The following is a 14,488-nucleotide window of genomic DNA, read 5'->3' as shown; positions in this document are numbered from 1 at the left end:
ACTCGTTCCACCACCACGGATTAGGGTCGGAGCATGTCTTCCGCCCCGCGCAAACCCCGTGCCCGAAGCTACGATCCCGCCAAGACCCGCGCCGCCGTCCTCGCGCAGTTCCGAAACGTGCGCGAAGTGGTGGCGGGGCTGAGTGCCGAGCAGCTGGCGCTGCCCACCCGGCTCGGCGACTGGACGGTCCGCGAGCTGGCCGCGCACATCGCGAGCGTCACCGACAACGTCAGCCGCAGTATCGAGGCGCCCGCGCCCGCGAAGCACGAAGTCGCCCTGGTCGACTGGGCGTTCGCCACCCGCGCGTTCGCGGGGAAGGTCGACGAGGCGGCCCACGAGGCGGCCGCCGGCGCCGAGCCGCTCGAACTCCTCGACCGCGCCGCCGCCCGTTTCACCGACATCACCCTCCCGGCCCCCGGCGACCGGCTCGTCGCGGCGCGGGTCGGCGCGATGCGCCTGGACGACCTGATCGTCACCCGATGTGTCGAACTGATCGTGCACACCGACGATCTGGCCGCCGCGCTGGGCACCCAAATCCCGTACGACCGGCAGGCCCTGGCCACCTGTGTCCGGCTGCTGGCGGACGGGCTCGCCACCAAGGCACCGGGCGGTTCGGTGGAAGTCCGGATTCCGCCTTTCGCGGTGGTCCAGTGTGTGGCAGGCCCCAAGCACACCCGGGGCACCCCGCCCAACGTCGTGGAGACCGATCCCCTCACCTGGGTCCGCCTCGCGACCGGCCGTACGGACTGGGCCACGGCCCTCGACCGGGCGGCCGTTTCCGCGAGCGGGGAGCGCGCGGACATCTCCGCGCAACTGCCCTTGCTGGGCTGATCCCGGCGCCCTTGCCGGGGCCGCCGGGGGAAAGCGAGGGAATGTGGGTGAAAGTGGGGGAGGGGCCCCGGAAAAACACCCGGAAAACCATGCCGGGAATCGCAAGAAAAGGCGCTTGATCGGTCATCGCGCGTACCCGCCGAGTGGCTGTGCGTGGTGTGAGCCATTACCCGTCGTCCCCGGTTCGGATGAACCTCGTACCTGCAATAGACTTACCTTGTGCCTCGTGGTGACGGACGACTCAGCCACGACCTGCTCCCCGGTGAGAAGGGCCCCCAGGACGCTTGTGGCGTCTTCGGTGTCTGGGCTCCGGGTGAAGAGGTCGCCAAACTCACCTATTTCGGACTGTATGCATTGCAGCACCGTGGACAGGAGTCCGCGGGTATCGCTGTGAGCAACGGCTCCCAGATCCTCGTTTTCAAGGACATGGGACTTGTCTCCCAAGTCTTCGACGAGACCTCCCTCGGCTCCCTCCAGGGCCATATCGCGGTCGGACATGCCCGCTACTCCACCACCGGTGCCTCGGTGTGGGAGAACGCGCAGCCGACCTTCCGTGCGACCGCCAACGGCTCCATCGCCCTCGGTCACAACGGCAATCTGGTCAATACCGCCCAGCTGGCCGAGATGGTCGCCGCCCTCCCCCGGGAGAACGGCCGGGCCACCCAGGTCGCGGCGACCAATGACACGGACCTGGTCACCGCGCTCCTCGCGGGCCAGACCGACGCCGACGGCAAGCCGCTGACCATCGAGGAAGCGGCCGCCAAGGTCCTCCCCGATGTGCAGGGCGCCTTCTCCCTCGTCTTCATGGACGAGCACACGCTGTACGCGGCCCGTGATCCGCAGGGCATCCGCCCGCTGGTCCTCGGCCGACTGGAGCGCGGCTGGGTGGTGGCCTCCGAGACCGCCGCCCTCGACATCTGCGGCGCCTCCTTCGTACGCGAGGTCGAGCCCGGCGAAATGGTCGCCATCGACGAGAACGGCGTACGGACCTCCCGGTTCGCGGAAGCCCGGCCCAAGGGCTGCGTCTTCGAGTACGTCTACCTCGCGCGCCCCGACACCGACATCGCGGGCCGCAACGTCTACCTCTCCCGGGTCGAGATGGGCCGCAAGCTCGCGGCCGAGGCCCCGGTCGAAGCCGACCTGGTGATACCGACCCCGGAGTCCGGCACCCCGGCCGCCGTGGGTTACGCGGAGGCCAGCGGCATTCCGTACGGCACGGGCCTGGTCAAGAACTCCTACGTCGGCCGGACCTTCATCCAGCCGAGCCAGACCATCCGCCAGCTCGGTATCCGGCTCAAGCTCAACCCGCTCAAGGAAGTCATCCGCGGCAAGCGCCTCGTGGTCGTCGACGACTCCATCGTCCGCGGCAACACCCAGCGCGCCCTGGTCCGGATGCTCCGCGAGGCCGGTGCCGCCGAGGTGCACATCCGGATCAGCTCGCCCCCGGTGAAGTGGCCGTGCTTCTTCGGCATCGACTTCGCCACCCGCGCCGAGCTGATCGCCAACGGCATGACGGTCGAGGAGATCGGCAAGTCGCTGGGCGCGGACTCGCTCGCGTACATCTCCATCGACGGCATGATCGAGGCGACCACCATCGCCAAGCCGAACCTCTGCCGTGCCTGCTTCGACGGCGAGTACCCGATGCCGCTGCCCGACCCCGAGCTGCTGGGAAAGCAGCTGCTGGAGTCGGAGCTGGCCGGTGGCACCGACGCCGCCGACGCGCTCCGTCGCCCGTAATCGCCTCCGTAGTACCGAACGCGACACGAAAGTTCCCAGCTATGCCTGAGACCACTGGTGCCAGCTACGCAAGCGCGGGCGTCGACATCGAAGCCGGCGATCTCGCCGTCGAGCTCATGAAGAAGTGGGTGAAGAAGGCCACCCGCCCGGAGGTCGTCGGCGGCCTCGGCGGATTCGCCGGTCTCTTCGACGCCAGCGCCCTCAAGCGCTACGAGCGCCCGCTGCTCGCCTCCGCGACCGACGGCGTCGGCACGAAGGTCGACATCGCCCGGCGGATGGGGGTCTACGACACCATCGGCCACGACCTGGTCGGCATGGTCGTGGACGACCTCGTGGTGTGCGGCGCCGAGCCGCTCTTCATGACCGACTACATCTGCGTCGGCAAGGTCTACCCCGAGCGGGTCGCGGCCATCGTCAAGGGCATCGCCGAGGGCTGTGTCCTCGCGGGCTGTGCCCTCGTCGGCGGCGAGACGGCCGAGCACCCGGGGCTGCTGGGCGCCGATGACTTCGATGTGGCCGGCGCCGGCACGGGCGTGGTCGAGGCCGACCGGGTCCTGGGCGCCGACCTCATTCGAAAGGGTGACGTCGTCATCGCGATGGCGTCGTCCGGACTTCACTCGAACGGGTACTCACTGGTCCGCCATGTGCTCTTCGACCGGGCCGGCTGGGAGCTGGACCGCGAGGTTCCGGAGTTCGGCCGCACCCTCGGCGAGGAGCTGCTGGAGCCCACCAAGATCTACTCGCTGGACTGTCTCGCCCTCACCCGCACGGCCGAGGTGCACGCCTTCTCGCACATCACCGGCGGCGGCCTCGCCAACAACCTGGCCCGGGTCATCCCGGCCGGGCTGCACGCGAGCGTCGACCGGTCGACCTGGGCACCGGGCGCGGTCTTCGACCTCGTGGGACAGCTCGGCGGCGTGGAGCGGCTGGAGCTGGAGAAGACCCTGAACATGGGCGTCGGCATGATGGCCGTCGTGCCGCAGGAGTCCGTGGACGTGGCCCTGGCGACGTTCGCCGACCGGGGCGTGGAGTCCTGGGTCGCGGGAGAGATCACCGAGCGCGGCGACCACGCCGAGCCGGTGGCGCTGACCGGGGACTACGCGAGCTGATCGGCTCGCCGAGCGGGCGGGGCCACGGCCCCGCCCCCGGCCCGTCGCCGGTCTCGCTACCGGTGCGTTACCGGTTCCGAGCAGCACAGAACCCGGTCCGGGGCATGCCCTGGACCGGGTCGGTGGGAGTTACAGCGTCAAGCGCGGCGACGATAGGTCTCGGGCGATTGCTCGTCCTCGTCCTCTTCGTCGTTGTAACGATCCGCGTACTGAGCGTACGGATCGTCGTCCAGCTCATCGTCCTTTTCGAGCGGCTCGCTTGGCAGCGGCTGCTTCGCCGGCGATGCGCCCAGCTCATTGGCCAGACGTGAGAGGTCGGTCCCGCCGCTGTTGTACTTCAGCTGGCGGGCGACCTTTGTCTGCTTGGCCTTGGCCCGGCCGCGCCCCATGGCTCGACCCCCTCAGTGACGGGGCTCGACGGCCCCAGAGTCAACGCGTTCACGTTCATGAGTCAGAGCGGACTCCCGCTGGGAAGTCCGGCCTGTAGGGCTTCAACGGTACCTGCTTCCGCGGCCATACGGTACGTCGCCCGCATGACGTGGCACGGAGCACAACCCGCAGGGAGCCCCGTCCCCGCTGGTCAGCTGCGATTTTAACGTGTCTTGTGCGCCGACCCGCCGAGGGGTGGTGAGAGATCTCTCCCTCACCACCTCCGAACGGCGGGTCTGTGGGGACCGCTGTACGGGCGCCGACAGCCTGTCCGGCCGATCTTGGTCGGCGCCCGGACGGGCTACGGGGCGGTCCGCCCCGTGACGGCGGCGCGGGCGTCCGCCATCCGCTGCTCGGCGAGCCGGTCCGCGGCCGCGGCCGGCGGGATGCCGTCCGCCTTGGCCCGGTCGAATATGGCCAGCGTCGTGTCGAAGATCTTGGTCGCCTTGGCCTTCGCCCGGTCGAAGTCGAAGCCGTGCAGCTCGTCCGCGACCTGGATCACGCCGCCCGCGTTCACCACGTAATCCGGGGCGTAGAGGACGCCGCGGTCCGCAAGGTCCTTCTCCACCCCCGGGTGGGCGAGCTGGTTGTTGGCCGCGCCGCAGACGACGGTGGCGGTGAGGGCGGCCACCGTGTCGTCGTTCAGCGCGCCGCCGAGTGCGCAGGGCGCGTAGACGTCGAGCGGCGTACGGATCAGTACGTCGGCGTCGACGACGGCGGTGACCTGGGGGTGCCGGGCGGTGATCCGCTCCACGGCCTCCGCGCGGACGTCCGTGATCACGACCTCCGCGCCGTCCTCCACCAGATGCTCGACGAGGTGGTGGCCGACCTTCCCGACGCCCGCGACGCCGACCCGGCGGCCGCGCAGCGTCGGCTCGCCCCACTGGGACTGCGCGGCGGCCCGCATGCCCTGGAAGACACCGAAGGCGGTGAGGACGGAGGAGTCGCCGGCGCCGCCGTTCTCGGGGGAGCGGCCGGTGGTCCAGCGGTTCTCGCGGGCGACCACGTCCATGTCCTGGACGTAGGTGCCGACATCGCAAGCCGTGACATACCGCCCACCGAGGGAGGCCACGAACCGGCCGTAGGCGAGCAGGAGTTGTTCGGTCTTGATCAGATCGGGGTCACCGATGATCACTGCCTTACCGCCACCGTGATCGAGCCCCGCCAGCGCGTTCTTGTACGACATGCCGCGCGACAGATTGAGCGCGTCCCGCACCGCCTCCTCCTCGGAGGCGTACGGGTAGAAGCGGGTGCCGCCGAGGGCCGGGCCCAAGGCGGTGGAGTGCAGGGCGATGACGGCCTTCAGGCCGCTCTCGCGGTCCTGGCACAGCACAACCTGCTCGTGGCCGCCCTGGTCCGAGTGGAACAGGGTGTGCAGTACGCCTTCGGCGCCGGAGGTGGGACGTACGTCAGTCACTGTGGTGACTCCATATGTCGCGGAGGTCGCCCTCCGAGGGGTGGGGGAGGGCCGGTTGGCAAGAGAGTAAGACCTCCCGGCCCGGCTGATCGGTGTGGTGCGGAGGATCACTCTCCCGGGCTGCGACGACATGGGACGATCTGGACAGTACGGGGAGGTCACCGGCGCTCCCCGGGTGTCCTTCGGCTTGAGGGAGCGAGCGTTGCGACTGGCGTCATCGGTGACTGTCCCGTACGCGGCCTACCTACGGGTCTACGAACCGCTCGGCGCGTTCCCCGAGCCGGAGCGTACGCACTGGGTGCGGTACGCACGGCGCGGGAAGCTTCCCGGCGCCCAGGACGAACTGCGCCGGTCGCTGGCCGACTTGCTGCCCACCCCGCCCGTGCCCGTTCCGGTGCACGAGAGCGGCGAGGCCTTCATCGCCCTGCAGGACGGCGTGCTGTGCGTCTGCCCCTGGCGGACCCGGCTACGCGGCTGGCTGGCGCTGGAGGAGCTGGCCGAGCGATTCCCCGCCCCCGTCCTGGACGCCGTGCTGCCGCCGGTGGTCCGCAGGCAGGCGGAGGCGGACTACGAGCGCTGGCAGGAGCACAACCCGGACGCCCGGCCGTGGATCAAGACGGCGACCTGGCAGGTGCCGCTGCGCTGGTTCGTGCTCTTCGCGGACGAGGAGCGCGAGTACGCCAAGGGCGAGCCCGGCCCCCCGGCGGGGCCGGCTCCGGTCCTGCGCTACCGCACGCCCATGGTGCAGGCCCGGCGGCGGGTCGCACGGGCCCTGCGGACGCTCAAGGACGCCATCGAGGAAGGGCCGCTGATCGACGGCCTGGTGGAAGTGGGGCGCTGGCTGGAGGAGTTCCATCCGCGCTCGCTGGTGGAGCTCGACTACGGCGGTCTGGTCCATCTGGTGCCCGAGCCGTGTCTCGCCGACGATCACTCCGCCGCCGACACGGCGGAAGGCCTGGCGGCGTTGCGTGACGGGGACGGCGCGCGGGCGGGCGCGGCGTACGAGCGGCTCACTGAGCGCTGGCGCGCCGTGCGGGACCGGCAATACGCCAACTGAGATTTCCGGAAGCGGGAACTGCCGGGGCTGCTGGGGCGTCTGGAGATCGCTGGGGCCGATGCGGCAGGACCTAGGTCCCGATCCGGGCCATTGCGGCAACCGTGACCTAACGCACTTACGTCAGGTCTTGCGCCCATCGCCCACCCTCGTGGCAAAATAGGACAAGGAGTCCGGGAAGGACTCCTTCCGTCCAAGTATGGGCGGATAGCTCGGTATTGCCCCCATTGGCGGGTCTGGTGACCCCTGATCCCGCTGTGACTGATCGTCACGGTGACGTGACTGTCCGCTATGACATGGTCCATCGGCTTCCGTCGAGGTTGAACACCTGAGAGGGCAATTCCATCGGTTTGGCCGACGTGGCTGGACAGATGGTGTAGTTGTAGTGCCGAGGACAAGCCGTTCGTCCTATAACCGACTCGGCCCGCGTCCGCCATTTCGGGCAACGCGGGTCAAGGTGCAGAATTTAGAGGAAAGAACCGACGTGATGGTTCGGTTCTCCCGAGGAGGCCGCTCATGACCGCTCGCACCCCTGATGCCGAGCCGCTGCTGACCCCGGCTGAGGTTGCCACGATGTTCCGCGTGGACCCGAAGACGGTCACGCGCTGGGCCAAGGCAGGCAAGCTCACGTCCATCCGCACGCTCGGAGGACACCGGCGATACCGCGAAGCGGAGGTCCGCGCGCTGCTGGCGGGCATTCCGCAGCAGCGTAGCGAGGCCTGAACAAAGGCATAACCGGGCGTTTTCCGGGGCCCCCAACCCGGCTTTCGCCCAAGCACCACCTGGCTACAAACGACTGGACGCCTGCCCCAACAGGCTCCATGCCCACCGACTTGGGTGCGTCGTCGATCGCGCTGGACTCCGCCGGGTCCAGCGCGATCTTTTTTATGCTCTCCGCCGGGCCCGTCCGCCTGCCGTCGGGAGGGTGGGGCCGTAGAGGCGCACAGGGGCGTCGTAGCGGGCCCACAGAGGGATCACAGCAGGTTCGGGGTGAACCCCTGACGGAACGCCCGGGAGAAGCGCGACTCTTTCGGGGGGTGGTGCAATTGCACATATTAAATTGACCCGGTGTAGGTGGGGGGTAAGTTCCCTCACTCCGGAAACTCCTTCGGTGACTCCCGTCACATCGCGACGTGCTTGTCACTCCCCGTACCGCTGCGGTAGAGAAACCCGGCTTCCACCCTGGCATTCGACTGCCGTCGCGGCAGCCGCCGTTGGTCACCGGAAAGAGGGACTTTCGTCCCCGGCCGACCGGCCCGTCACCCCCCGGCGCCGGCCGCGCCCTCGGCATCACGCTCGGTGTCGCGCTGGGTGTCGTGCTCGGCGACGCCCTCGGCCCGTGCGCAGGGCTCGTCGCCCGCGCCGCTGCCGGCCTCCTGGGCGAGCCTCAGGAGCCGGTGGCACACGGGGCAGTGTCTGGTCAGGTGGCGGTACCCCGAGGCGGCCGAGAGGTGGGCACGCAGCAGCGCCCTCGTCTCATGCCTGATGCGCTCGGTCCGCTCGGATCCGGTCCGGGTCTTCGTCATGGAGTGCGGCACCTCCTCCACTGCTACGGGTACCCCTGGCACGTGTCGCAGTCAAGGTCGAACGCAAGAAGGCCCGGATCCTTAGGGGGATCTGGGCCACGCGCCGATGAGGTCCTCCGGCGGGGCCCGCCCCCACTCTAGGGACACGCGCCTTGCCGCGATGCGGTCCTGACGGGATTGGCCGCTCGATGGTCTGCCGGGCCCGCACAAGCAGTAAGGCCCGCACTCCGTGAAGAGTGCGGGCCTTACCTTGATGCGGTCCTGACGGGATTTGAACCCGCGGCCTCCACCTTGACAGGGTGGCGAGCACTCCAAACTGCTCCACAGGACCTTGCTTTGCTTTCCCGCCTTCGCGGTGCTGCGAAACAGACTCTACAGCAGGTCAGGGGGTGCGGTCGAACCCGATCCGGGGTGAATCCGCGGACCCGGTCCGAAGTGCCGTCCCCGGGGCCCCCGACGGACTTCCGAAGGGGGCCCCGGACCGGCTTCCCGGCACACCGGCGCCTACGGCGCCAGCGCGTCGATGGCCTTCACGATCCGCTTGTCCGACACCGGATGAGCCGTGCCCAGCGCGTGTGCGAAGTAGCTGACCCGCAGCTCCTCGATCATCCAGCGGATGTCCCGCGCCTCCTGCGGCACGGGCCGGCCCTTGGGGAACTGCTCCAGGAGCCAGAGGTACTCGTCGCGCATCTCGTGCACCTTCGCCATCCGGGTGCGGTCCCGCTCGGCGTTGGTGGGCAGTTGCGTCAGCCGCCGGTCGACCGCCACCAGATACCGGAGCAGATCCGGCAGCCGGCGGACGCCGTGGGCGGTCACGAAGCCGGGCCGCACGAGATCGGCCAGCTGCTCCTTGACGTCGGCGACGGACGGGACCAGCACGAGCGACTTGGTGTCCTTCAGCCGGCGCTCGCACGCCTGCCAGGCGGCCAGCACCTCCCGGACCTTGCGGATGGCGTCCAGCGTCGCGTCGACGATGTCCGCCCGCACGGCGTCGAAGAGCTTGCGGAAGGACTCCTCGTCCCACGCGGGCCCGCCGTGCGCCGCGATCAGCTTGTCGGCGGCACCGGACACACAGTCGTCGAAAAGGGCCTGGATGGAACCGTGCGGATTCCGCGACAGGGCGAGCTTCTGCTGGTTGTTCAGCTTGTCCTGGGCGAATTTCGCGGGGTTGGACGGCAGATTGAGCAGGATGAGCCGACGGGTGCCGGCCCACATCGCCTCGCGCTGCTCCGGCTCGGTGTCGAAGAGTCGCACCGCCACCGACGTGCCCTCGTCCACCAGCGCCGGATACGCCTTCACCGGCTGACCCGCCCGCCGGGTCTCGAAGGTGCGCGGCAGCGTCCCGATCGTCCACTGGGTCAGCCCCGAGCGCTGCTCCGGGCCGCGCGAGCCGCCCGCGTCGCCCGACGTGGTCACGGAGGCCTGCTCGAAGGCCTTGGTGATCGCGGCCTGCGTCTTCGGCTTGAGCCGGATCCGCAGCGCCTCGAGGTCCTTGTCCTCCGCGATCTTCCGCTTGCGCTCGTCAATGATCCGGAAGGTGATCTTCAGGTGGTCGGGGACCTTGCCGAAGTCGAAGTCCTCCGGCTCCATCCGTACGCCCACCATCCGCTGCAGCTCCCGCGTCAGCGTCGTGGCCAGCGGCTCCTGCAGGGGCACGGCCCGGTCCAGGAACGCCTTGGCGTAGTTCGGCGCCGGGACGTAGTTCCGCCGGATCGGCTTCGGGAGGGAGCGGATCAGCTCGGTCACCAGATCCTCGCGGAGGCCGGGGATCTGCCAGTCGAAGCCCTCGGCCGAGACCTGGTTGAGCACCTGGAGCGGCACATGGACGGTCACACCGTCCGCGTCCGCGCCCGGCTCGAACTGATACGTGACCTTGAACTTCAGCCGGCCCTGCCGCCAGGAATCCGGATAGTCGTCCTTGGTGACCGCCTCGGCGTTCTCATTGATGAGCATGGAGTGCTCGAAATTGAGCAGCTCCGGCTCCTCGCGCCGCTTGTGCTTCCACCAGGAGTCGAAATGCGCACCCGAGACTACGTGCTCGGGCAGCCGCTGGTCGTAGAAGTCGAAGAGCGTCTCGTCGTCGACCATGATGTCGCGACGCCGGGCGCGGTGCTCCAACTCCTCGACCTCGCCGAGCAGTTTGCGGTTGTCGTGGAAGAACTGGTGATGGGTTCGCCAGTCGCCCTCGACCAGGGCGTTGCGGATGAAGAGATCACGGCTGGTCTCCGGGTCGATCCGCCCGTAGTTCACCTTCCGCTGGGCCACGATCGGCACGCCGTACAGCGTCACCCGCTCGTAGGCCATCACGGCCGCCTGCTTCTGCTCCCAGTGCGGCTCGCTGTACGTGCGCTTCACCAGGTGCTGGGCGAGCGGCTCGATCCATTCAGGCTCGATCTTCGCGTTGACCCGCGCCCACAGCCGCGAGGTCTCCACCAGCTCCGCCGACATGATCCAGCGCGGCGGCTTCTTGAACAGCGCCGAGCCCGGGAACGCCGCGAACTTCGCGCTGCGGGCACCGAGGTATTCGTTCTTCTCGGTGTCCTTGAGGCCGATGTGGGACAGCAGACCCACCAGCAGCGACTGATGGATGTGGTCGGGCGCCGCGTCGCCCTCCGCGAACTGGATGCCCATCGTCTTCGCGACCGTACGCAGCTGGCTGTAGATGTCCTGCCACTCACGTATCCGCAGATAGTTCAGGAACTCCGACTTGCACATCCGGCGGAAGGCCGAGGACGACAGCGTCTTCTGCTGCTCGCGCACATAGCGCCACAGGTTCAGGAAGGCGAGGAAGTCGCTCGTCTCGTCCTTGAACCGGGCGTGCTGCTGGTCCGCCTGCTGCTGCTTCTCTGAGGGCCGCTCGCGCGGATCCTGGATGGACAGCGCGGCGGCGATGACCATGACCTCGCGCGCACAGCCGTTGCGGTCGGCCTCCAGGACCATCCGGGCCAGCCGGGGGTCCAGCGGCAGCTGCGAGAGCTTGCGGCCGAGCGGGGTGAGCCGCTTCTTGTGGTCCTTCTCCTTGGGGTCGATCGCCCCCAGCTCCTGGAGGAGGTCGACACCGTCCTTGATGTTGCGCCGGTCCGGCGGGTCGATGAACGGGAACTTCTCGATGTCCCCGAGGCCGGCGGCGGTCATCTGGAGGATGACGGAGGCCAGATTCGTCCGCAGGATCTCCGCGTCGGTGAACTCCGGCCGGGAGAGGAAGTCGTCCTCGGAATAGAGCCGGATACAGATGCCGTCCGACGTACGGCCGCAGCGGCCCTTGCGCTGATTGGCGCTCGCCTGGCTGACCGGCTCGATCGGCAGCCGCTGCACCTTGGTGCGATGGCTGTAGCGCGAGATACGGGCCGAGCCCGGGTCGATGACGTACCGGATGCCCGGCACGGTCAGCGACGTCTCCGCCACGTTCGTCGCGAGGACGATGCGACGGCCGCTGTGGCGCTGGAAGACCCGGTGCTGCTCGGCGTGCGACAGCCGCGCGTACAGCGGCAGCACCTCCGTGAACCTCAGTTTCTTCTTCTCCAGCGCGTCGGCGGTGTCCCGGATCTCCCGCTCGCCGGAGAGGAAGACGAGGATGTCGCCGTCGCCCTCGCGCTGGAGCTCGTCGACGGCGTCGCAGATCGCGGTGATCTGATCGCGGTCGGGGTCGCTGGAGTCCTCCTCCAGCAGCGGCCGGTAGCGCACCTCGACGGGGTACGTACGCCCGCTGACCTCCACGATCGGGGCGTCCCCGAAGTGGCGGGAGAAGCGCTCCGGGTCGATCGTCGCCGAGGTGATGACGACCTTGAGGTCGGGGCGACGGGGCAGCAGCTGGGCGAGGTAGCCCAGGATGAAGTCGATGTTGAGGCTGCGCTCGTGCGCCTCGTCGATGATGATCGTGTCGTACTGGCGCAGCTCGCGGTCCGTCTGGATCTCGGCGAGCAGGATGCCGTCGGTCATCAGCTTCACGAGCGTCTCGCCACCGACCTGGTCGGTGAAGCGGACCTTCCAGCCCACCGCCTCGCCGAGCGGGGTGCGCAGCTCCTCGGCGACCCGCTCCGCCACGGTGCGCGCGGCGATCCGGCGGGGCTGGGTGTGGCCGATGAGGCCCTTGACCCCGCGGCCGAGCTCCAGACAGATCTTCGGGATCTGGGTGGTCTTGCCGGAGCCGGTCTCGCCCGCGACGATCACGACCTGGTGGTCGCGGATCGCTTCGAGAATCTCGTCCTTCTTCTGGCTGACCGGCAGCTGTTCGGGGTAGGTGATCTCGGGCACGGCCGCGCGGCGGTTGGCGACGCGCAGTTCGGCGGTGTCGAGATCGGCCGCGATCTCGGCCAGTACGGCCGTTCGGGCTTCGGGCTTACGGATGCGGCGCGCGCCGTCGAGCCGGCGGCCCAGCCGCTGCTGATCGCGCAGCGTCAGCTCGGGCAGGCGGGCGGCGAGGCCGGCGGCGGTGGCGGGGGCAGGCTGCGTAGACATACGAAGTCCAGGATCGCACCAGCGGTCGCGAAGCGGCGAACGCATTTAGGCGGGGAAAGTTCTTTGCCTGGTGCGCGCCGGAGCTCGCGCCGCGCACGGGGACCGGGGCCGGCCCCGAAGGTCCGGGGAAGATCCCGGAAAAGACTGAGGCCCCCGTCGAAGACGGGGGCCTCACCGTGGCTGGGGCCGGGGTCGAACCGGCGACCTATCGCTTTTCAGGCGATCGCTCGTACCAACTGAGCTACCCAGCCACGCAGCTCTTACGAGCCGCAGCGGTCCTGACGGGATTTGAACCCGCGGCCTCCACCTTGACAGGGTGGCGAGCACTCCAAACTGCTCCACAGGACCTTGCAATGTGCGAGCACTAGTCTCGCACACGGTATTGCGTGCCCCCAACGGGATTCGAACCCGTGCTACCGCCTTGAAAGGGCGGCGTCCTGGGCCACTAGACGATGAGGGCTGATGGCCCACCTGGGCGCTTTGCAGCGCGTCGGGGACGTGAGAAGCATATGGGATGGAGGGAGGGAACGCCAAAACGGTTTCCCTGAGCCTTCGCGGCGGGGCCGGGCCGGGGGTGCGGCGCGGCCGGAAGATCCCCGGAAGTGCCCGCCGAGGTACAGCGCCCGGCGCACCGTTGGCGGACAATGGCGAGCGTGCTGGAGATGACGCGCGAGGAGTTCGAGGAACTGGTCGCCGAAGCCCTGGACCGCATCCCGCCGGAGCTGACGCGGCTGATGGACAACGTCGCGGTGTTCGTGGAGGACGAGCCGCCGGCGGAGGACCCGGAGCTGCTCGGCCTCTACGAGGGGACGCCGCTGACCGAGCGCGGTGAGTGGTACGCGGGAGTGCTGCCGGACCGCATCACGATCTACCGGGGGCCGACGCTGCGGATGTGCGAGACCCGGGAAGAGGCCGTGGAGGAGACGGAAGTGACTGTTGTTCACGAGGTGGCGCACCACTTCGGGATCGACGACGAGCGGCTGCACGCCCTCGGCTACGGCTGACGGGGACGGGTGCCGGGCGCGCTACGCCGGTCGGGTGGCGGCGCGCCGCGCGTGTCCTGGGCGGGGCGGGGCCAGTTGGGCAGGGGGCCTGTCCCCCCGCGACCCGAAGGCGGTCCCGCTCATGCCCGCAAAGCCAGCCCTGGCGTCAGCCGTGACGTTCACCCGTATCGCCGCCGTGACCGTCGCGGCGCTGGCCCTCGGCGGCTGCATGAGCGTGAGCGACCCGGACCGGGCGACGCCCTCGGGCTCGGGCAAGCAGCGCGAGGTGGGGACCCGGCCGGACGGCGGGTTGCCGGCGGTGGACGGTCGGCCGGGCAGGCCGGGCGCGAAGGTGCCGCACGGCGCGAGCGGGAGCCCCGCGGCCAAGGGGGCGTCCGCGGCGTCCTCCTCCCCTTCCCCGTCCGCCGGGTCGGCCGGGGCGTCGCCGCCCGCGGGGAAGCCGGGCAAGCCGGGGGAGCGGTCGAAACCGCCGGGTGGCCCGGGGCCGGGCACGGAACCGCACCCCGGGCGGCCGTCGGCGCCGTCCCAGCCGGCTTCGCAGCCGCCGAGCAGCCCGCCCTCGCCGCCCGCGCCGACGCCTCCCGCGGAGACGACCCCGCCCGCTCCGCAGCCGGCTCCGCAGGCGGGTCCGGTCGCCTCGTAGCCGCCTCGTAGCCGCCTCGCAGTCGTAGGCGCGGATGCTGATGCGGGGATGAAATGGCAGGTCAGGAGGGGTGCACGCCATCGCTTCGAATGCCCATTCGAGGTATCCCGCCGGAGGGGACTTGCGCGATGTGGTGGTGGGTGCGTATGGTGGTAGATCGTTTGATCCCATTTGCCCGGCGCCTGATAGAAGCGCGCCGTGTGGCGCGTTCCTTACCTTGCCGTGGCTGACCGCATCGAGGCGGTCATTTGTGAAGCCGACACGGAGCTTGGGCGCGTGC

At 69.5% G+C, this 14,488-nt stretch carries 11 protein-coding genes and 4 tRNA genes; 7 read left to right on the top strand and 8 right to left on the bottom strand.

Going from position 1 to position 14,488, the window contains the following annotated elements:
- The first annotated feature begins 33 nt into the window (after nt 1-33).
- From AB8O64_RS17160 to purM, 3 genes are all read left to right on the top strand, one after another.
- The gene (locus AB8O64_RS17160) at nt 34-831 is read left to right on the top strand and encodes a sterol carrier family protein (RefSeq protein WP_370419893.1); all 798 of its coding nucleotides are present in this window, start codon (nt 34-36) and stop codon (nt 829-831) included.
- 219 nt (nt 832-1,050) lie between these two features.
- Nucleotides 1,051-2,568 (top strand): amidophosphoribosyltransferase, encoded by a 1,518-nt coding sequence (gene purF / locus AB8O64_RS17155; protein WP_356457404.1) that lies wholly within the window; start codon nt 1,051-1,053, stop codon nt 2,566-2,568.
- A gap of 41 nt (nt 2,569-2,609) precedes the next feature.
- Nucleotides 2,610-3,677, top strand: coding sequence for a phosphoribosylformylglycinamidine cyclo-ligase (gene purM / locus AB8O64_RS17150; RefSeq protein WP_370419892.1), 1,068 nt, complete (start codon nt 2,610-2,612; stop codon nt 3,675-3,677).
- 137 nt (nt 3,678-3,814) lie between these two features.
- Here the strand turns inward: purM and AB8O64_RS17145 are convergent, their stop codons facing one another.
- Both AB8O64_RS17145 and AB8O64_RS17140 read right to left on the bottom strand, forming a co-directional pair.
- A complete protein-coding gene (locus AB8O64_RS17145) occupies nt 3,815-4,066 on the bottom strand; it encodes a DUF3073 domain-containing protein (RefSeq protein ID WP_130878760.1) in 252 nt (83 codons plus the stop codon).
- Between the two features lie 341 nt (nt 4,067-4,407).
- Nucleotides 4,408-5,523: a Leu/Phe/Val dehydrogenase gene (locus AB8O64_RS17140; protein WP_370419891.1), complete on the bottom strand. Its 1,116-nt coding sequence runs from the start codon at nt 5,521-5,523 to the stop codon at nt 4,408-4,410.
- Nucleotides 5,524-5,725: 202 nt separating this feature from the next.
- Here AB8O64_RS17140 and AB8O64_RS17135 point away from each other — a divergent pair, with 202 nt between their 5' ends.
- Nucleotides 5,726-6,580: a hypothetical protein gene (locus AB8O64_RS17135; protein ID WP_356457399.1), complete on the top strand. Its 855-nt coding sequence runs from the start codon at nt 5,726-5,728 to the stop codon at nt 6,578-6,580.
- A 513-nt stretch (nt 6,581-7,093) separates the two neighbouring features.
- Nucleotides 7,094-7,300, top strand: coding sequence for a developmental transcriptional regulator BldC (gene bldC / locus AB8O64_RS17130; RefSeq protein WP_003949541.1), 207 nt, complete (start codon nt 7,094-7,096; stop codon nt 7,298-7,300).
- A gap of 536 nt (nt 7,301-7,836) precedes the next feature.
- Here bldC and AB8O64_RS17125 read toward each other — a convergent pair.
- From AB8O64_RS17125 to AB8O64_RS17100, 6 genes are all read right to left on the bottom strand, one after another.
- Nucleotides 7,837-8,103, bottom strand: coding sequence for a DUF6274 family protein (locus AB8O64_RS17125; protein WP_370419890.1), 267 nt, complete (start codon nt 8,101-8,103; stop codon nt 7,837-7,839).
- Between the two features lie 256 nt (nt 8,104-8,359).
- Nucleotides 8,360-8,434, bottom strand: a tRNA-Asp gene (locus AB8O64_RS17120).
- 173 nt (nt 8,435-8,607) lie between these two features.
- A complete protein-coding gene (gene hrpA, locus AB8O64_RS17115; RefSeq protein ID WP_370419889.1) occupies nt 8,608-12,561 on the bottom strand; it encodes an ATP-dependent RNA helicase HrpA in 3,954 nt (1,317 codons plus the stop codon).
- 177 nt (nt 12,562-12,738) lie between these two features.
- Nucleotides 12,739-12,812: transfer RNA gene (locus AB8O64_RS17110), tRNA-Phe, on the bottom strand.
- A 22-nt stretch (nt 12,813-12,834) separates the two neighbouring features.
- Nucleotides 12,835-12,909, bottom strand: a tRNA-Asp gene (locus AB8O64_RS17105).
- Between the two features lie 39 nt (nt 12,910-12,948).
- Nucleotides 12,949-13,021, bottom strand: a tRNA-Glu gene (locus tag AB8O64_RS17100).
- Between the two features lie 193 nt (nt 13,022-13,214).
- Between AB8O64_RS17100 and AB8O64_RS17095 the strand changes: the two genes are divergently transcribed.
- Nucleotides 13,215-13,565, top strand: coding sequence for a metallopeptidase family protein (locus AB8O64_RS17095; protein ID WP_184734542.1), 351 nt, complete (start codon nt 13,215-13,217; stop codon nt 13,563-13,565).
- A gap of 121 nt (nt 13,566-13,686) precedes the next feature.
- A complete protein-coding gene (locus AB8O64_RS17090; protein WP_370419888.1) occupies nt 13,687-14,208 on the top strand; it encodes a hypothetical protein in 522 nt (173 codons plus the stop codon).
- Nucleotides 14,209-14,488 lie beyond the last annotated feature (280 nt).

The organism is Streptomyces sp. QH1-20 (genome assembly GCF_041283565.1).
In the GTDB taxonomy this organism is placed as follows: Bacteria; Actinomycetota; Actinomycetes; order Streptomycetales; family Streptomycetaceae; genus Streptomyces; species Streptomyces syringius.
Note: the sequence above shows the minus strand (reverse complement) of the source record. Positions and strands in the feature narration are given on the sequence as shown.